Below are 23,096 nucleotides of genomic sequence, written 5' to 3'. Positions count from 1 at the left end.
TATGAAAAAAATTTTATTAAGCGTTTTCTTTTTTTGCTGTTCTGTTCATGTTTTCTATGCACAACAAGAAGACGGTGTTGTATCTTATGTTATCCCACCAGGAAACTCTTTGAAATTTAATTCATTTATAATTAATCCAACGTTCAGTTTTGTGAGACAGCAAAGCACTTATCTTACTTTGTTTAACAAAACCCAATGGGCAGGATTTGAAAACGCACCAAAAACCAATCTGTTAAGTTATTCAGGGCGTTTTAGAGAGAATGAAGGAGTGGGATTAGGTGTTTTTCAACAAACACAAGGAGTACTTAGTACTTTTGGTCTTGTTGCCAATTTTGCTCACAATATCGTTTTGCAGGAAGATAGTAATTTGACTTTTGGTATTAATCTAAGTGCTTATAAAAGTGGTTTAGATAAAGGTAAAGTCATTTCTAATTTTCCAGATCCTTCTTTAGATAATATCCCATCCAATACTTTACTGACCATTAATCCCGGGATTAATTATGGCTCTGCATTTTTAGATTTTGGACTTTCCTTAACTAATTTGGTTACTTATAATTTTAATTCAGGAATTATGAAAGATGATCCGAATCAAGGCATTGAAGGACATATAATGTACACTGGATTTATTGATACTTATGGTTTTTTTGATAAAAGTAAGTTTTCAGGTATAATCAAAACGGAAGTTAATAAAGACAAAACAGTCTTTTCAGGATCTGCCATGTTTACTATTCCAAAAGGAATTTGGGCACAAGCTGGTTATAATTCTGTGTTAGGAGCCACAGCTGGTTTCGGCCTTAATATTACTCCTAAAATAGCGCTTGAATATTCCTATGGTATGGGCTTGGGAGATATTTCACAATTAGGAGGTTCCCATATAATTGTTTTGGCTTATAAATTCAAGAATCAGAAATTTGATTATGGAGACGATGAAGAAGAAGGGGCTTTAATTGAACCTGCTCCAGTACAAAAGAAAGTTGCAGCTGTTGCTGTTCCAAAAACAAATACGAAAGCAGTTGCTGATGCCAAAACCACACAACAAGCTAAAATTGCTGAAGCAAATAAGGCTAAGTTAGATGCCGCTAATAAAGCTAAAGCTGATGCAGTTGCTTTAGCAAAAGCGAAGTCTGATGCCTTAGTTATTGAACGTAAAAAGAAACTCGAAGCGGATGCTAAAGCAAAAGCGGATGCTACAGCTGCCTTAGCAGTTAAAAAACCAGTACCTACAGCTGCAGCCAAATTAGCTGCCGAAACTAAAGTAAAAGCGGATGCAGATGCTGCTGCAAAATTGGCTGCTGCAAATAAAGCTAAAGCGGACGTAGCCGCTAAATTAGCTACAGACACTAAAGCGAAAGCAGATGCGGATGCCAATGCAAAACTGATTGCTGAAAATAAAGCTAAAGCAGCGGCCACGGCTAAATTAGCTGCCGATACTAAAGTAAAAGCTGATGCTGATGCAGCAGCAGCCAAATTAGCTGCTGAAGCGAAAGCTAAATCAGATGCAGAAGCAGCAAAAAAAGCAGTTGAAACAAAAACCAAGGAAGCAGTTGCAGCCAAATTAGTTGCAGATGCCAAAGCTAAAGCAGATGCAGAAGCAGCAAAACAAGCTGCTGAGGCAAAAGCCAAAGAGACAGTAGCCGCTAAATTAGCTGCCGACTCGAAAGCCAAAGCAGATGCAGAAGGAGAGATTAAGGCAAAAGCAGATGCAGAAGCGAAAGCTAAGTTTGAGGCTGCCGCTAAATTAGCTGCCGATGCGAAAGCCAAGGCAGATGCAGAAGCCACCGCCAAACTTGCAGCAGAGACTAAGGCGAAAGCAGATGCAGAAGCGAAAGCTAAGTCTGAGGCTGCCGCTAAATTAGCTGCCGATGCGAAAGCCAAGGCAGATGCAGAAGCTGCTGCCAAACTTGCAGCAGAGACTAAGGCGAAAGCAGATGCAGAAGCGAAAGCTAAGTCTGAGGCTACCGCTAAATTAGCTGCCGATGCTAAAGCTAAGGCAGATGCAGAAGCTGCTGCCAAACTTGCAGCAGAGACTAAGGCGAAAGCAGATGCAGAAACGAAAGCTAAGTCTGAGGCTGTCGCCAAATTAGCTGCCGATGCTAAAGCTAAGGCAGATGCAGAAGCTGCTGCCAAACTTGCAGCAGAGACTAAGGCGAAAGCAGATGCAGAAGCGAAGGCTAAGTCTGAAGCCACCGCCAAATTAGCTGCCGATGCGAAAGCCAAGGCAGATGCAGAAGCTGCTGCCAAACTTGCAGCAGAGACTAAGGCGAAAGCAGATGCAGAAGCGAAAGCTAAGTCTGAGGCTGTCGCCAAATTAGCTGCCGATGCTAAAGCTAAGGCAGATGCAGAAGTTGCTGCCAAACTTGTAGCAGAGACTAAGGCGAAAGCAGATGCAGAAACGAAAGCTAAGTCTGAGGCTGCCGCTAAATTAGTTGCCGATGCTAAAGCTAAGGCAGATGCAGAAGCTGCTGCCAAACTTGCAGCAGAGACTAAGGCGAAAGCAGATGCAGAAGCGAAAGCTAAGTCTGAGGCTGCCGCCAAATTAGCTGCCGCCGCGAAAGCGAAAGCAGATGCTGAAGCAGCTGCAGCGAAACTTGCAGCCGATGCTAAGGCTAAAGCGATTGCTGATGCCGCCACCGCTAAATTAGCCGCTGATGCCAAAGCCAAAGCAGATGCTCAGGCAGAGCAGGAAAAAATAGAAGCTGCCGCAGCTGCGAAGCTTGCGATTGAAGCATTAGCAAAAGCTAAAGCAGATGCTACGCCTAAAGATGAATATGGTAAATCAATGGACAACCTGACAAGCGTTCTTGAATCTTCAAAAAGAAGACAGCAGCAATTGCTGAGCCGTTTGGATGCATCTGTGGCTAATAAAGAAAAGGCATTGAAAGAGATGAGAGAAGAGAATGATTTAAGTGATAAAGGGATAGTGAAAAATGCTACAGTAGAGTTTAAAAGCACAGCTGGAGAGAATGCCGAGTTAGAATCTATTAGAACGCAGATTGCCGAAATAAATAAAACACAAGCTGATAACTTGGCGGAGTTTAATATGCTTTACAATGAGAGACTTAAAAAGACCTCTAAGAATGATCTTATCAATCAGAATTATTTAAAGACTATAGAAAACTTAAAAGCAGAACAGACTAAAGCGGAACAATCTAATACTGCTTTAATTACCACTTTGGAGAAAATTAAAGTTGAAACTGAAATTGAGAAAAAACGTAGAATCAAGCGTGCTGTTTCTTCAAATGATCAAGATCGTTTAGCACAGGATATGGCTACTTTAAAACAAATAAAAGCAACTACTAAAGTGAGTAGTGTTCCATTGAATAAGGAAGATTTTGATTTTGGAGATAATCAGGCGAATATGCAGATTATTAAAAACAATAAAAATCTGGAAAGCGGCTATTATATGATATTGGCAGTACACGGTGATATATCAAAAAGAGATGCATTTGTCACTAAAACAGTAGCTGCCGGACAGTCAAATGTGAATTTCTTCTATGATGTAAATACAAGCAGGTATTTTATTTATACAGATAAGTTTGATAATTTACAGGAAGCTGCAGATGCATTAGGGGAAAAAGGGAATAAGCCATATAATGGAAAGATGGTTATTGTTAAAATTGAAAAATAATTTGATTTAGATTTATTTAGTGAAAAATAATTTACATTTCTATTTGATTTTATTTTAAAATGTTTATTTTTATTTTTTTTAAGACAGTTTTGTAATACAAATCATAAAAAAACTGTCTTAAAGAAAATATAAAAAAATATAAATTTCTTTAAATTAATGATTTTGCCAGTGTTTTTACTACAAAACCTTGTAATGACATAAATTTATTGTTAAAAAAAAGCATTTAATTAAAATTTTCTTTGCGTCGTTTCTTATTCGGATGCCCTATTGAATAAAAAATGATGTTTGGAGATAAACATATATAAATATGAAAAAACCTACTTTTTCTATATTTCCTTCTTGGTTATTATTTTTGTTTGGACAAGTCCGAACAAATTTGGTTAACAAAATTTCTGTTACAATGAAATTGCAGAATTTGAAAAACCTTATTTTTCAGAAAAAAACTTTTTCAGTAATTCAAAACAGAACTGCCGTTTTGGCTTTCTTTTTAATAACTACTCTTTCAAGTTTTTCTAATACCGGGAAATCGTCTTTAATTGATTCCAAAAGCAACGGGATAAAGGAAAATGTCTTATTGATAGATAAGGATTCTTTAAAAAATAAGTCCTTTGCGCTTAAAGATAATACTGTTGCTCCATTAGTGAATCCAGTATTTAAATATGCGCAATTGCCTTATGCAGGACAAATTTCAGAATGTCCAAATGATGGAAAAAAACTTCCGAAATTATTCTTATGCGGGGGGAATGATTCTCGGCTTATTGACACAGGAATAACTGATGCAATATCTATTACTTGGGAAAAATTTGTTTCGGGCGGGAGTTGTGCTGCTGTTTCTAATAGTGATTGTGCCAATGAAACCGCAGCACCATCTTGCTGGGTTCAAATTGCAACTGGAAAAGATTATTTGGCAAATTCAGCAGGGCAGTTTAGAGTAAAAATTGTTGAAAGTAACGGGACTCCAAATGTTTTTTATTTCAATGTATATCAAAATACCTTAATTCCTACTGCTACAGTCAAAAGCAATATTGTTAAATATGGCGCTGCTTGTAAGGTTGATGGTAAAATTAGCGTAGCAGGATTTGGCAGTGGGTACGAATATAGTTTTACTACTGGCACAACACCAGGCACATGGCAAGACAGCAATGTGTTTACTACGGGTACGGCAGGAATTTACACAGCATTTATTAGAATAAAAGGAGTAGTGGGCTCTTGTGAATTCAAAGTTATAAATCTTGAGATTAATAGTTTAGATTTTAAAGTTACAACTTCAATTACTTCACCGAAATGTAATGGTGGTAAAGGAAGTATTCAGGTATTTACAAATGATGTTAAGCAACAATACGTTTATAAAGTTTATGATAGTGCTAATACATTAGTGAATTCTTTTGGGCCTACTGGAAATCCAGATTATACTTTTACAGGTTTAAACTCAGGAACCTATAAAATAGAAACGTCAGTAGTTGGACAGGCTTGTATGGTAGATACCCAAACAAATATTGTTATTGGTAATGCTCCTGCTGCATTAACATCCGTTGCTAGTATAACAACTGCGTTATCGTCTTGTGGCACAGGTCAAATTACTGTGACTCCTACGGGGGGGACAGCACCTTATAAATATTATGTAGATATTAATGGAACTGGATTTGTAGAAAATCCAACTAAAGTTATTATTGTTGATAAATCAGGAAATTATGTTATTCGTGTTGAAGATGTAAATGGTTGTTCTGCGAGTAATGCATCTGTTACAGTTCCTGTAGTCGATAAACCAATTTATACTATTAAGAAAGTTGATGGAGATTGTAAAGGTGCATTAGGAAAAATTGAAATAATTGTTTCCAATGCGAACGGCTACACCATGAGTTATAAACTTAATGGAGGAACTTCTCAAACTAGTACTGTTTATAACAATCTCGCTCCGGGAATTTATAGCTTGGTTGTAAGATATAAAAAGAACGGTGTCAATAATGGCAATAATTGTTCAGATCCTGCAGAAATAATTACAATTGGGGCTTCAACTGCCTTGACAGCTTCTGCCGGTGTAGCTGAACTATCTGGTTGCGGTCCCGTTGGTAAGGAGTTTTATGGAAAGGTTAGGATTGTGAATCCTCAAGGCGGTACACCATATCCAGCACCAAATCTTTACAGATATAGTTTTGATAATAAAACAACCTGGATAACATCTAACGAAGCTTATATGAATTATGGCGGACCGTATACCGTTTATATACAAGACGCCGCTGGATGTGAGTATGCAATGGGGGGGATTACGATAGATAAAAAACCAAATGCTCCAACAATTAGTGTAGATAATCCTGTTTTTAATTGTGACGGATCGGCAACGAGTACAGTAACTGTTACTAACAGTGGAAGCGGTGATCCAAATTTTAGTTATAAATATTATATGGATGGTGTTCTTAATATGAGTACACCTTCTAATATTTTTAAAAATGTAACTCAAGGGGATCATACAATAACTGTTGATTATAATGTATTAAGTGTTTCTACTTATAGTAACTTATTACAGGAAGATTTTGGTAAAGGAGGATTTACCACCACGCCGGGTATTAATCCTGCCTATTGTTTTGAAGATGAGGCAACCACTCATAATTTACCAGGATACACATGTAATACAGATGAATGGATTAATGATGGAGAGTATGCGGTAGCAAGTAAAATTAGAACTACTTTCGGGGGTTCTTGGATTACAGCTAATGATCATACATTGCCAGACGATCCATTAGGAAGATTTTTGTGCGTAAATGTTGGTGGTACAGCCGGTATAGGTGGGATTTTGTATAGTAAGCCTATTAAAGATGTTATCGCAAATCAAGATGTAATTATTTCATTATGGGCTGAAAATTTGATTGTAAAGACTTCTACCACCCATGATGATCCAAAATTGACTATTCAATTGGTAAATAACCTAAATGGGGTAGGTGGGACAGAAACTATTGTTGCTACAACTGATACTACAAATCCATGGGTTATTCCTAAAACAGAAAAGTGGGAATACAAAGAATTATCATTAAACCCAGGAGCTTATACGAACTTGAGTTTTGTAGTAAGATCTTATAGTAATGAGTTCAATGGAAATGATGTTCTAATTGATGATATTTGGGTGCGTCAAATACCAAAATCTTGTAATTCAATTGTTAACTTTCCAATTATTGTTGATGGAAGTAAAGCTTTTTCCGCTGGTATAACAGGTTACAAAGATATAAAATGTAAAGGGGATCAAAATGGAGAAATAACTATATCGGCCAAAAATTTTGATGCAGTTAAAGGATTTCAATATTCAGTTGATGGTGGTCTTTGGCAAACTGTAATACCAGTTCCAGCAGCTACAAGCGGCAGCAAAACGTTAACAAACTTAACTGGTAAAATTTATAACATAAGCATCCGTTATGATAATACAGCTGGCAGCTGTACTTTTCCATTTAGTCAAGAGATAAAAATGCCGACAGCTGTAACAGCTTCAGCATCTATTACAACAGCTCCAACTTGTACTACAGGAGCTACTATTACTGCAGTAGGCGGAGGAGGAACTCCAGCGTATCAATATCAATTAGTAGATAATAATGATAGTTCAAAAAACAGACCGTTTCAAGTAAGCGATCAGTTTGTAAATGTACCAGCTGGCAGTTATACTGTATTTATCAAAGATGCTAATTTATGTACCAGCGCAGCTGGTTTTCCTATTTCAGTAAGTACACCAACACCTCCTACCGCCAGTTTAACGGTGACTACAGATTATTGTTATACGGTTGCGGATCCAGCTACTCTTACAGTAAATTTGACTGGTGGTGTAGGACCGACGTTTACATATCAATTGGATGCAGCAGCTGCTGTAAGTTCGACATTAACTACTTTTTCATTTGCTAATGTTGCCCCAGGATCTCACACTATATTAGTTACCGATAGCAATAATTGTACATCAACCATTGCAAGTATTACTGTTGCAGAACCGTTAACACTTGGTCTCTCTTTGATTCAGGATTTAAGTTGTTTGGTAAATGCTTCTATTGGTAATCCTGTGATAACAGGAGGCTACATAGCGCCATATACATATACTGTCTCCCGCAATTTAGGAGCACCGACAGCCGTAACTTCTTTTCCATATGCAGTTTTTGATGATGGATCTTATGTTTTTACCATTACGGACAGTAAAGGATGTAAGGCAACTAGTAGTGCTGTTATTGTTTCGGCAAAAACAACACCAATAATAACTAATATTAAAAAAACAGACATCACTTGTAATAATAACAATGATGGTACTATTACAGTTACAGCAAGTAATGGTTTTACTACTACTTATACATATGCTATTAAATTAAGTTCTGCGGCAATTTATACTACTCAAAATACAAATGTATTTACGGGTTTAGCAGCTGGTACCTACAATATTAAAGTAATAGATACTAAAGGCTGTGAATCGGCGGTTAACGATGTTGTCATTGTAAATCCAACGTTGGTTACTGGAGAAATTAATGCAACCGAATTAGGTTGTAGTGCTACAGGTACTGTAGATGCTGTTGTTACTGTTTTTAATCCTTCGGGAGGAACCGCTCCGTATGAATATAGTTTTAATGGAAATACTAATTTTACTACTTCCAATACTTATTCTACTAATACTGCGAGCACGGTAACTGCTTATATTAAAGATAAAAATGGCTGTCAATTTGGTCCTTTATCGGCAATAATTAGTCCTAAAGTGCTTATTACCGGTATTGATGTGTTTTTTGAAACTGGTTTAGAGTGTCCGGCATATAAAGCGCATGTTAAATTTCAGGCAATAGGCGGATTATCTCCTATTCGTTACCAAGTAACTGCTGTTCCTTCAGGTATTAGTATTCCAATTGAAGCATCTGGACAATATAGTCTTGATCCAGGGGACTATATTTTTAGAGCTACAGATAAAAATGGATGTAGTTTTGATTTAGATTATAATGTAAAAAGTGTACCGGATATTGTTGCTGGAGGTTCAGTGATTACTCCAATCAAATGTTTTGGTGGCACTGGAGCAATTCAATTCACTGTAGGAGGATTGAATTCGCATAAATATGATTATGTTGTTACCAATACTTTGGGAACAATTATTGACAGCAAGAATAATCAATCAGCTGCGACTATTAATTTAAGTAATTTAACAGCTAGTAACTATACCATTGCAGTTAAAGACAGGACTACGGGTTGTCCCGCAACTTATACTGTTAATTTAACTCAGCCAGTTGCTTTATCAATTACAAGTGCTATACCAACGAAAGTAAATTGCAATAATGATAATTCGCAAATCACAATTGTTGCTACGGGCGGAACTACTAATTATTCATACGCTTACGCCAAAAGTCCATCTACAGCTCCAACATCTGTTTACGATTCTAGCGCTATTCAGACTGTAGATACGAATTCGGGAGCAGATTTGGTTTGGGATGTTTATGTTAAAGATGCTAATGACTGTTTGGTTAAGAAAACGGTTAGTATTGCATCAGAGAGCATGCCGACGATCAATACTCCGGCATCACAGTGCTATACAGGCACTCCGATTTCGGTTACCGTTACAGGAAGCGGAACAGGCTCATTAACGTACAGTAAAGACGGCATAACTTACCAGGCAAGCGCAGTATTCAGCTTAACGCCGGGAAGCTATACCTTATATTTAAAAGACGGATTTGGCTGTGTGGCATCTACGCCTTATACAGTTGCACCGCAATTGACCCTAACTGCTTCACCTGCTGCAGACACCACTTGTACTCCAAACACGACAATTAATCTGTCGGCAAACGGCGGTACGGGAGCTTATATTTATGCTGTTTCATCCGATGGCGGTGCTACTTATGCAGCGACAACGAACCCTTATGTTACGGCAACAGCCGGAACATACAGATTCAGGGTTACTGACTCAGCTGTACCAGCGTGCCAGGCTTTTTCAACAGACGTTATTGTTACAGTAAAAGCGACAGTTTTAACCTTAAGCACTACCAAAGTAGACGTAAAATGTAAAAATGATGCCACAGGAAGCATCAGCATTACGCCAACATCAGGAAAAGCACCTTATACATACAGCGTAACCAAAGCTGGCGCACCAGTTTCTACAACAGCAGTGACTACAAACTTAACTGCGGGGACTTATGATATTGTGATTACCGATGCCTTGGGCTGTACATCTGCATCCACTGCAGTTACAATTACAGAGCCTGCAGTTGCCTTATCGGCTACGGCAGTTGCTCCGGCTACGATAACCTGCAGCGCCGCCACTACGGTTACTGTTACCGGACATGACGGTACAGGGCCTTATACCTATAGTTTCAAAGGAGGCGCATTTACTGGAGTTAACACTTATGTTGTAAATGACAACGGGATTTCAGACCAAACGATAGCTTACCAAGTAAAAGACGCTAATGACTGTATAACAGTTTCACAGGACATTATCGTTAAAAAATTAAATCCTCCGACAGGGATTAATTTTTCAGCACCGGCCGCCATTACGTGCAAGCCTGGATTTACTACAACGAGCATTACGCTTACTCCAGCAGTTGGAACAGGGACAGCACCATTTACTTATACAATAGTTTCAGGACCGACAATAAATACTACGGGTGCTTCAAGCGGGACATTTACAGGACTGACATCAGGCAATTATACATTTGAAATAAAAGATGCCAATGGATGTACCAAACAGGCATCAACGTCGATAGCTCCAGCTGCGGTTATAGCTGTTTCAGGAGTTAAGACTGATGTTAAATGTTTTGGTTCAACAGACGGCACAGCAACATTTACAGTAACAGGCGCGAGCAGTTCAGGTAATTTCACATATGCGTTAAGTCCAAATTCAGGGACAGTTACACAGACAGGAGATGTGGTAAAAGTAACCGGCTTAGGATCTGGCGCTTATACTTTTATAGTTACTGATAAAACAACAGACTGTATCTCTAATACTGCTTCGGTAACGATAAATCCAGCAACGGCTATAAATTATACAGTTTCGGGATCAAACACGAATTGTAAAACGACAGTTTCGACCTTAACTTTTTCAGTGATAACAGGCGGATCACCAGGCTATACGTATGCTTATGCGTCAAGTCCGTCGGCAGGGCCAAGTACAGCCTATGGAACAGGCATTACAGTGGACACGGCAGTTTTAACCCACAGCATTGACGTTTATGTTAAAGATGCTAATGACTGTACGGTTAAACAGACTGTTACAATTGGTACAGAGAGCATGCCGACGATCAATACTCCGGCATCACAGTGCTATACAGGCACTCCGATTTCGGTTACCGTTACAGGAAGCGGAACAGGCTCATTAACGTACAGTAAAGACGGCATAACTTACCAGGCAAGCGCAGTATTCAGCTTAACGCCGGGAAGCTATACCTTATATTTAAAAGACGGATTTGGCTGTGTGGCATCTACGCCTTATACAGTTGCACCGCAATTGACCCTAACTGCTTCACCTGCTGCAGACACCACTTGTACTCCAAACACGACAATTAATCTGTCGGCAAACGGCGGTACGGGAGCTTATATTTATGCTGTTTCATCCGATGGCGGTGCTACTTATGCAGCGACAACGAACCCTTATGTTACGGCAACAGCCGGAACATACAGATTCAGGGTTACTGACTCAGCTGTACCAGCGTGCCAGGCTTTTTCAACAGACGTTATTGTTACAGTAAAAGCGACAGTTTTAACCTTAAGCACTACCAAAGTAGACGTAAAATGTAAAAATGATGCCACAGGAAGCATCAGCATTACGCCAACATCAGGAAAAGCACCTTATACATACAGCGTAACCAAAGCTGGCGCACCAGTTTCTACAACAGCAGTGACTACAAACTTAACTGCGGGGACTTATGATATTGTGATTACCGATGCCTTGGGCTGTACATCTGCATCCACTGCAGTTACAATTACAGAGCCTGCAGTTGCCTTATCGGCTACGGCAGTTGCTCCGGCTACGATAACCTGCAGCGCCGCCACTACGGTTACTGTTACCGGACATGACGGTACAGGGCCTTATACCTATAGTTTCAAAGGAGGCGCATTTACTGGAGTTAACACTTATGTTGTAAATGACAACGGGATTTCAGACCAAACGATAGCTTACCAAGTAAAAGACGCTAATGACTGTATAACAGTTTCACAGGACATTATCGTTAAAAAATTAAATCCTCCGACAGGGATTAATTTTTCAGCACCGGCCGCCATTACGTGCAAGCCTGGATTTACTACAACGAGCATTACGCTTACTCCAGCAGTTGGAACAGGGACAGCACCATTTACTTATACAATAGTTTCAGGACCGACAATAAATACTACGGGTGCTTCAAGCGGGACATTTACAGGACTGACATCAGGCAATTATACATTTGAAATAAAAGATGCCAATGGATGTACCAAACAGGCATCAACGTCGATAGCTCCAGCTGCGGTTATAGCTGTTTCAGGAGTTAAGACAGATGTTAAATGTTTTGGTTCAACAGACGGCACAGCAACATTTACAGTAACAGGCGCGAGCAGTTCAGGTAATTTCACATATGCGTTAAGTCCAAATTCAGGGACAGTTACACAGACAGGAGATGTGGTAAAAGTAACCGGCTTAGGATCTGGCGCTTATACTTTTATAGTTACTGATAAAACAACAGACTGTATCTCTAATACCGCTTCGGTAACGATAAATCCAGCAACGGCTATAAATTATACAGTTTCGGGATCAAACACGAATTGTAAAACGACAGTTTCGACCTTAACTTTTTCAGTGATAACAGGCGGATCACCAGGCTATACGTATGCTTATGCGTCAAGTCCGTCGGCAGGGCCAAGTACAGCCTATGGAACAGGCATTACAGTGGACACGGCAGTTTTAACCCACAGCATTGACGTTTATGTTAAAGATGCCAATGGCTGTTTGGTTAAGAAAACGGTTAGTATTGCATCAGAGAGCATGCCGACGATCAATACTCCGGCATCACAGTGCTATACAGGCACTCCGATTTCGGTTACCGTTACAGGAAGCGGAACAGGCTCATTAACGTACAGTAAAGACGGCATAACTTACCAGGCAAGCGCAGTATTCAGCTTAACGCCGGGAAGCTATACCTTATATTTAAAAGACGGATTTGGCTGTGTGGCATCTACGCCTTATACAGTTGCACCGCAATTGACCCTAACTGCTTCACCTGCTGCAGACACCACTTGTACTCCAAACACGACAATTAATCTGTCGGCAAACGGCGGTACGGGAGCTTATATTTATGCTGTTTCATCCGATGGCGGTGCTACTTATGCAGCGACAACGAACCCTTATGTTACGGCAACAGCCGGAACATACAGATTCAGGGTTACTGACTCAGCTGTACCAGCGTGCCAGGCTTTTTCAACAGACGTTATTGTTACAGTAAAAGCGACAGTTTTAACCTTAAGCACTACCAAAGTAGACGTAAAATGTAAAAATGATGCCACAGGAAGCATCAGCATTACGCCAACATCAGGAAAAGCACCTTATACATACAGCGTAACCAAAGCTGGCGCACCAGTTTCTACAACAGCAGTGACTACAAACTTAACTGCGGGGACTTATGATATTGTGATTACCGATGCCTTGGGCTGTACATCTGCATCCACTGCAGTTACAATTACAGAGCCTGCAGTTGCCTTATCGGCTACGGCAGTTGCTCCGGCTACGATAACCTGCAGCGCCGCCACTACGGTTACTGTTACCGGACATGACGGTACAGGGCCTTATACCTATAGTTTCAAAGGAGGCGCATTTACTGGAGTTAACACTTATGTTGTAAATGACAACGGGATTTCAGACCAAACGATAGCTTACCAAGTAAAAGACGCTAATGACTGTATAACAGTTTCACAGGACATTATCGTTAAAAAATTAAATCCTCCGACAGGGATTAATTTTTCAGCACCGGCCGCCATTACGTGCAAGCCTGGATTTACTACAACGAGCATTACGCTTACTCCAGCAGTTGGAACAGGGACAGCACCATTTACTTATACAATAGTTTCAGGACCGGGTACAGCTGCATCCAACGTTAGCGGATTGAACAGCGGTATATTTTCAGGCTTGCTATCTGGGAATTATACATTTGAAATAAAAGATGCCAATGGATGTACCAAACAGGCATCAACGTCGATAGCTCCAGCTGCGGTTATAGCTGTTTCAGGAGTTAAGACTGATGTTAAATGTTTTGGTTCAACAGACGGCACAGCAACATTTACAGTAACAGGCGCGAGCAGTTCAGGTAATTTCACATATGCGTTAAGTCCAAATTCAGGGACAGTTACACAGACAGGAGATGTGGTAAAAGTAACCGGCTTAGGATCTGGCGCTTATACTTTTATAGTTACTGATAAAACAACAGACTGTATCTCTAATACTGCTTCGGTAACGATAAATCCAGCAACGGCTATAAATTATACAGTTTCGGGATCAAACACGAATTGTAAAACGACAGTTTCGACCTTAACTTTTTCAGTGATAACAGGCGGATCACCAGGCTATACGTATGCTTATGCGTCAAGTCCGTCGGCAGGGCCAAGTACAGCCTATGGAACAGGCATTACAGTGGACACGGCAGTTTTAACCCACAGCATTGACGTTTATGTTAAAGATGCTAATGACTGTACGGTTAAACAGACTGTTACAATTGGTACAGAGAGCATGCCGACGATCAATACTCCGGCATCACAGTGCTATACAGGCACTCCGATTTCGGTTACCGTTACAGGAAGCGGAACAGGCTCATTAACGTACAGTAAAGACGGCATAACTTACCAGGCAAGCGCAGTATTCAGCTTAACGCCGGGAAGCTATACCTTATATTTAAAAGACGGATTTGGCTGTGTGGCATCTACGCCTTATACAGTTGCACCGCAATTGACCCTAACTGCTTCACCTGCTGCAGACACCACTTGTACTCCAAACACGACAATTAATCTGTCGGCAAACGGCGGTACGGGAGCTTATATTTATGCTGTTTCATCCGATGGCGGTGCTACTTATGCAGCGACAACGAACCCTTATGTTACGGCAACAGCCGGAACATACAGATTCAGGGTTACTGACTCAGCTGTACCAGCGTGCCAGGCTTTTTCAACAGACGTTATTGTTACAGTAAAAGCGACAGTTTTAACCTTAAGCACTACCAAAGTAGACGTAAAATGTAAAAATGATGCCACAGGAAGCATCAGCATTACGCCAACATCAGGAAAAGCACCTTATACATACAGCGTAACCAAAGCTGGCGCACCAGTTTCTACAACAGCAGTGACTACAAACTTAACTGCGGGGACTTATGATATTGTGATTACCGATGCCTTGGGCTGTACATCTGCATCCACTGCAGTTACAATTACAGAGCCTGCAGTTGCCTTATCGGCTACGGCAGTTGCTCCGGCTACGATAACCTGCAGCGCCGCCACTACGGTTACTGTTACCGGACATGACGGTACAGGGCCTTATACCTATAGTTTCAAAGGAGGCGCATTTACTGGAGTTAACACTTATGTTGTAAATGACAACGGGATTTCAGACCAAACGATAGCTTACCAAGTAAAAGACGCTAATGACTGTATAACAGTTTCACAGGACATTATCGTTAAAAAATTAAATCCTCCGACAGGGATTAATTTTTCAGCACCGGCCGCCATTACGTGCAAGCCTGGATTTACTACAACGAGCATTACGCTTACTCCAGCAGTTGGAACAGGGACAGCACCATTTACTTATACAATAGTTTCAGGACCGACAATAAATACTACGGGTGCTTCAAGCGGGACATTTTCAGGCTTGCTATCTGGGAATTATACATTTGAAATAAAAGATGCCAATGGATGTACCAAACAGGCATCAACGTCGATAGCTCCAGCTGCGGTTATAGCTGTTTCAGGAGTTAAGACTGATGTTAAATGTTTTGGTTCAACAGACGGCACAGCAACATTTACAGTAACAGGCGCGAGCAGTTCAGGTAATTTCACATATGCGTTAAGTCCAAATTCAGGGACAGTTACACAGACAGGAGATGTGGTAAAAGTAACCGGCTTAGGATCTGGCGCTTATACTTTTATAGTTACTGATAAAACAACAGACTGTATCTCTAATACTGCTTCGGTAACGATAAATCCAGCAACGGCTATAAATTATACAGTTTCGGGATCAAACACGAATTGTAAAACGACAGTTTCGACCTTAACTTTTTCAGTGATAACAGGCGGATCACCAGGCTATACGTATGCTTATGCGTCAAGTCCGTCGGCAGGGCCAAGTACAGCCTATGGAACAGGCATTACAGTGGACACGGCAGTTTTAACCCACAGCATTGACGTTTATGTTAAAGATGCTAATGACTGTACGGTTAAACAGACTGTTACAATTGGTACAGAGAGCATGCCGACGATCAATACTCCGGCATCACAGTGCTATACAGGCACTCCGATTTCGGTTACCGTTACAGGAAGCGGAACAGGCTCATTAACGTACAGTAAAGACGGCATAACTTACCAGGCAAGCGCAGTATTCAGCTTAACGCCGGGAAGCTATACCTTATATTTAAAAGACGGATTTGGCTGTGTGGCATCTACGCCTTATACAGTTGCACCGCAATTGACCCTAACTGCTTCACCTGCTGCAGACACCACTTGTACTCCAAACACGACAATTAATCTGTCGGCAAACGGCGGTACGGGAGCTTATATTTATGCTGTTTCATCCGATGGCGGTGCTACTTATGCAGCGACAACGAACCCTTATGTTACGGCAACAGCCGGAACATACAGATTCAGGGTTACTGACTCAGCTGTACCAGCGTGCCAGGCTTTTTCAACAGACGTTATTGTTACAGTAAAAGCGACAGTTTTAACCTTAAGCACTACCAAAGTAGACGTAAAATGTAAAAATGATGCCACAGGAAGCATCAGCATTACGCCAACATCAGGAAAAGCACCTTATACATACAGCGTAACCAAAGCTGGCGCACCAGTTTCTACAACAGCAGTGACTACAAACTTAACTGCGGGGACTTATGATATTGTGATTACCGATGCCTTGGGCTGTACATCTGCATCCACTGCAGTTACAATTACAGAGCCTGCAGTTGCCTTATCGGCTACGGCAGTTGCTCCGGCTACGATAACCTGCAGCGCCGCCACTACGGTTACTGTTACCGGACATGACGGTACAGGGCCTTATACCTATAGTTTCAAAGGAGGCGCATTTACTGGAGTTAACACTTATGTTGTAAATGACAACGGGATTTCAGACCAAACGATAGCTTACCAAGTAAAAGACGCTAATGACTGTATAACAGTTTCACAGGACATTATCGTTAAAAAATTAAATCCTCCGACAGGGATTAATTTTTCAGCACCGGCCGCCATTACGTGCAAGCCTGGATTTACTACAACGAGCATTACGCTTACTCCAGCAGTTGGAACAGGGACAGCACCATTTACTTATACAATAGTTTCAGGACCGACAATAAATACTACGGGTGCTTCAAGCGGGACATTTACAGGACTGACATCAGGCAATTATACATTTGAAATAAAAGATGCCAATGGATGTACCAAACAGGCATCAACGTCGATAGCTCCAGCTGCGGTTATAGCTGTTTCAGGAGTTAAGACTGATGTTAAATGTTTTGGTTCAACAGACGGCACAGCAACATTTACAGTAACAGGCGCGAGCAGTTCAGGTAATTTCACATATGCGTTAAGTCCAAATTCAGGGACAGTTACACAGACAGGAGATGTGGTAAAAGTAACCGGCTTAGGATCTGGCGCTTATACTTTTATAGTTACTGATAAAACAACAGACTGTATCTCTAATACCGCTTCGGTAACGATAAATCCAGCAACGGCTATTTTAATTACTGGAGTTACAGCATCTAATGTAAACTGTAACCAATCTATTTCGGATATTGTGGTTACTGCTACTGGTGGAGTATTAAATTATAAATATGCGTATGTTCTTGCAGGAAGTGGAACGCCTCTTCCAGCTGCTTTTTCAACATCAAATACAACAATTAACACTGGTGCAACACAATCTGATTTATCGTGGGATGTGTATGTAATGGATCAAAATGGTTGTATTGCAGGACCATTTAATAAAGGAATTATTAGAGATGCGTCACCAAGTGTAAAATCTCCAGCTCCGGCAGCATTGTGTTTTGTAGCTTTATCATCTACAGCGATAGATTTAAGTACATTCTTCAATCTTGGTACAGGAATTCACACGTATACCGTAAACGGAACTGCAATAACTGGAACAAATTATAATGTGACTGGTAGTGGAACATATACAATTGTTGCAAAAGATGCGAATGGTTGTGTTGCAACGGCAACATATTTAGTTAAACCAGAATTGATTATCTCTGCAACAAGAGTAAAAGATTTAGATTGTATTGGTAGTGCTCAAATTACATTTGTAGCTTTGGGAGGAACAACTCCTTATACTGCTTATGAAATGCAATTTAATGGAGCAGGAGCATGGACTGCAGTAACTTCTCCTTTTGCAACAGCAACGGCAGGCGATTACCAATTTAGAGTTACTGATAATGCGGGCTGTAAGTCAGTATCAAATATAATTACTATAACGCCAAAAACTACACCAGCTTTCAGCCATAATGAAACACAAATTAGTTGTATTGGAGGTAGTAATGGTGTTATAAATATAACAAGCCCTACAGGATTAGCACCATTTACGTATTTGATCAAAAAAGGTGCTACGACAGTTTCGACTGCGGCAACGGCGAGTGGTTTAAATGCAGGAACTTATGATGTTCTTTTAACAGACAGCAAAGGATGTACTGCTACAATTGCTATTACATTGGCAAACCCAACAGCTTTAAGTGCTACGGTAAATACGACTTCTTTAGCATGTGGTGTTAATAATACAACCGTTGGTGCAACTGTTTCGGTTACTTTGCCAACTGGTGGTTCAGGTGGTTATCAATACAGTTTTAATGGAGGGGCTTTTTCTAGTACAGCTTCTTATACTACAAGTATAGCTGGAACGGTAACTGTTGTTATGAAAGACAGTAATAATTGTACACAATCGTTGACCTCACAAATTATTGCACCATTAAACCCACCAACATTAGAGCCTATTACTGGAACTACAATTTTCTGTGCTCCAGCAGCAAAAACAACTAGTACAGTTACTGTTGTAGCAACTACTGGTACTGGAGTTCTTCCATTAACTTACACGCTTGTTTCTGGTCCAATGGCTAGTAATATGGGTAATATTAATGGAGTATATTCTGGCTTGATATCAGGTACTTATGTTTTTAAAGTTACTGATAATAATGGTTGTACTGCTAGTCAGTCTTATACTGTAAAACCAGTTGTTAACATTGCAGCTTCTTTATTGTCTCAAGTTGATGTGAAATGTAATGGAGCTAACACAGGTTCAGCAAAAATCACTGTTTCTGGATTTACAGGAACATATACGGCTACATTGACAGCTGGTTCAGGAACTGTTACTCAAACAGGAAGTACAGTTGATGTAACAGGATTAGTTAAAGGTTCATACACACTAAGAGTTACTGATAATACTACTGCTTGTTTTAATGATGTTTCATTTACTATAACTGAGACTCCAGCTTTAACTTTAGTATTAACATCTAATAAAAATGCTAATTGTATCCAACTCTTATCAAAAGTTGCTGTAACTGCTGGCGGTGGAAAATCTCCTTATAGTTATGCTTTTATAAGCACTGCAACAACGCCTTTGACAGGAGATTATATTTTAAATAAAAATACTGCAGATTTAGATCCAGCAACTCCTACTTGGTATGGTTGGGTAAAAGATGCTAATGGTTGTGTTACGCAATTAGCATCACCTATAACTATCGTAAAAGATGCTGGAGGGGTTATAAATTTACCAGCTCAACAATGTTTTACAGGAACTCCGTTCACTATTACTCTTACGGGAAGCGGAACAGGAGCTTTAACTTACTCTGTCAACGGTGCTGCGATAGCTGGAAATACTTATAGTATTACTGCTGCTGGAACTTATGTATTGGGTATTAAAGACGCTAACAATTGTACTGATTTTAAAAATTATATTGTTGATAAGCAATTATCAGCTACTGCAATTTTGAATAAAGACATTACTTGTACTGCAACTCCAACAATAGATGCCTCAATTACTGTTAATTTAACAAATGGGACAGCGCCGTTTAAGTATCAAATTTATGATGGTGCCGTAGCAGTTGGGTCAGTTGTGACAGGTATTATGACTTCTACTTTTACAGAAACATTTAGTGTGGCAGGAAATTATAGTTTTGAAGTTACAGACAGTAAAAATTGTCCTGTAAAAACAAATGCATTATTAGTAACAACACCTGTAAATCCTGAAATTGACGATACAGCAATAGCTGGAACAGTTGGTTTAACACAAACTGGATTGATTAATTGTAATGGAGAAGCAACTGCTGCTATAAAAATTACCATGGACAATTCAAAAGGATTAGCACCTTTTGTATTTAACATAAAAAGGATTTCAACACCAATTTTTGATTATGGTACACAAACCTCTGGTTTAACTGCTGGTACTTATAGAGTAACAGTTACCGATGCTAAAGGTTGTACAGATACAGAAGATATTATTATTACTGAGCCAAATCCTATTGCAATTATTTCTAAAGCCGATCCAATAACGTGTGCAGGTGGAGGAATATCCAAAGGTTCTGTTACAATTGTTGGGGTTACTGGCGGGACTGGACCATATGATTATTTTATCACTGGTAAGTTTTATGCTAAATCTGCACTTGGTCAAACTGGAGGAACTGTCGTCTTTAATGTAGTAGATCCGGGACTTTATCATGTTATAGTTAAAGATTCAAAAGGTTGTACGGCTGTTGTTATGCCAGATCTTTTGGTAGCTTCTGACGTTAAAGATTTGGATGTTACAGTTACCTCACCACCAGCAAATTGTACAACGGGTGGTTCTGCAACTGTAGCAGTTGGCGCTACGTCACTCAATTTAACTGGTCCTGGTCCTTTCTTTTTCCAAATATATACAGGTACTCCTCAAGTTTATCCTGCAGGAAGTTGGTTGCCAGAATCTTCTTCGGGAAGTAAAAAAGCGACTTTTACTAATTTAACACCAGGTGTTTCTTATACTTTCGTTATTTATGATAGTTTAACAGGTTGTTATTTTACAAGTCCTTCAACTTCTTTAATACCAACTAATTCAACTTTAACGAGCAGTATTTCGAGCTCTAATAATATCCCGTGTAAAGGAGATACTAACGGAACCGTTTCGTTTGTTGTAACAAGCACGTATCCAGCTTCTACAGATATTACTTATGAGATATTTGACGCTATTACCTTAAAGTCTCTTATTCCTGCAATTACAGGGACAGGTACTGTGCCTGCAACTGGCAATTTACCAATAAATAATATTGGTAATTTGCCTGTAGGAACTTATTATGTTTTAATAAAAGAGGCTGCAGGTGCAACTAATGCAGGTTGTAGTATAACGACTCCAAAATTTAGTATTGCAGAATCATTAAATTTATTATCAGTATCTGCCACTGTGGTTAAAAAAGCAAATTGTAATCCTGCTTCAGGTGTTATAAGTGCAGCCGCCAAAGATGGTACAGGACCATATACTTACCAATTATTATCAGCTCCAGTAGCACCTGCATCTGTGCCAACAGCACTTTCTGGAGGCTGGTTAACTACTAACACGTTCAATAGAAATGCTGGTAATTATACTGTTTATGCAAAAGATGCGTATGGTTGTGTTAAGTATTTTGATATTACTTTAGATTCAGACGTAGTTCCTGCAATTACATCTGTGACGCCTTCATCTGCATGTTATACAGGAACAGCTATTACTGTAACTATTGCAACAAATCCTACTATTTTGGGTCCTGTAACGTATAGTGTAGATAATGGCGCAAGTATTGGATCTTATGGTAATTCTGCTTCATTTGCTTTGACTCCAGGTTCTTATACTTTGAATGTTAAAGACGGTAATGGTTGTACGGCTTCAAGTCCATATATAGTAAAAGATCAATTAACTCTGACTCCAACATTAACAAAAGGACTTGATTGTATCACGGCTTCACCTAATGCAGCAGTTACAGTTAAAGCAACGGGTGGTAATACTGTTCTTCCTGCTACTTACGCCTACACAATTACAGCAGGTACAACTATAAATACAACAGGTGCAGCATCTGGTATTTTTACTGGGTTAGATGCTGGAAATTATACTTTTGAAGTTACTGATGGAACTTGTACAGCTACAACAATTATGCATGTTGATGTTCTAGTTCCTATTAACTTAACTGTTACTCCAACCGATGCTTTATGTGTGGGCGCTTCAAACGGAACAGTTACTATGTCAACTACTGGAGGAACAGGGGTTTATAATCCTTATACAATTGTAAATACAGGTACTTCCGTTGATTATTCTGCAACACCGCTTGCCTTACCAGCCGGTAATTATAATGTTACTGTAACGGATTCAAATAATTGCTCTGCTACAAAAAATATTGATATAAATGATCCTGCTCCAATTGTGATATCAGGTATTGCTGCTGTCCAAATGTCTTGTGGCTTAGGAAATATTCCAAATACAGCTACCATAACGGTTACTGCAAGTGGAGGCACAGGAGCATTAGAGTATAGTTTTGATAATGGTGCAAACTATTCATCAAACAACATTTATACTACAACAATCGCGGCTACTTATAATATTATTGTAAAAGATGCCAATGGTTGTGCAACACCAATGCAATCTAAAGTTATTGATGCATTAGATCCACCAGTAATTACTGGATTTAGTCATACGCAAATGACTTGCCCTACATTGTTAAGCGATGTAACTGTAAATCATACTAATGGTATTGCTCCATTAGCATTTAAAATTGTGTCTGGACCTACAATAAATACTTCTGGTGATACTTCTGGTGTATATTCAGGATTATCTGCTGGTGATTATGTGTTCAGTATAACTGACAATAATGGTTGTATTGATGAAGAATTGTATACCGTACCAAAATTACCAACTTTACAATTACTTGAGCAAGTTGTTGCTAACGTAAGCTGTATTGGTGGTACAAATGGTAGTGCTACATTTACTGTAAGTGATTTATTTGCTTCGGGAGCATTTACATCTACTGTTGCAACAAGTCCAGGAGTTTTACCATTCACGAAAACGACTGCAGGTGATGTTGTTACCTTAACAGGTCTTGTAAAAGGGCAATATGATGTAAAAATTATTGATAACACAACATTTTGTGAGATAACTAAATCGGTCACTATTACTGAACCAGCATCGTTAGGTATTAGTGCTATAGCAAGTAATGTAAATTGTATTGATGGCGTTTCTCTACTTACTATGTCTCCAGTAGGAGGAACACCAAGTTATACATATTCTATTGTTCAGAATGGTACTGGAGTTGGTACTTATTCTAATGTAGCCTCTATAGACACTACC

Annotated in this window: 2 protein-coding genes (1 of these 2 running past the window's edge); both read left to right on the top strand. The window is 39.6% G+C overall.

What is annotated here, in order from left to right:
• The first annotated feature begins 1 nt into the window (after position 1).
• Positions 2-3,628: a type IX secretion system membrane protein PorP/SprF gene (locus tag CLU83_RS16540; RefSeq protein ID WP_100432621.1), complete on the top strand. Its 3,627-nt coding sequence runs from the start codon at positions 2-4 to the stop codon at positions 3,626-3,628.
• Between the two features lie 400 nt (positions 3,629-4,028).
• Positions 4,029-23,096: the 5' portion of a T9SS type B sorting domain-containing protein gene (locus CLU83_RS16535; protein WP_198512307.1), read on the top strand. 14,361 nt of this gene lie beyond the right edge of the window; only the first 19,068 of its 33,429 coding nucleotides appear in the window; the start codon lies at positions 4,029-4,031; the stop codon falls past the right edge of the window.

Origin of the sequence: Flavobacterium sp. 1, from assembly GCF_002797935.1 — a bacterium.
In the GTDB taxonomy this organism is placed as follows: Bacteria; Bacteroidota; Bacteroidia; order Flavobacteriales; family Flavobacteriaceae; genus Flavobacterium.
This window is presented reverse-complemented; position numbering and strand designations above follow the sequence as displayed.

Bases quoted from the DNA above. Each gene is read 5' to 3' on its own strand.
- CLU83_RS16540 (WP_100432621.1), top strand. From the start codon at position 2: ATGAAAAAAATTTTATTAAGCGTTTTCTTTTTTTGCTGTTCTGTTCAT.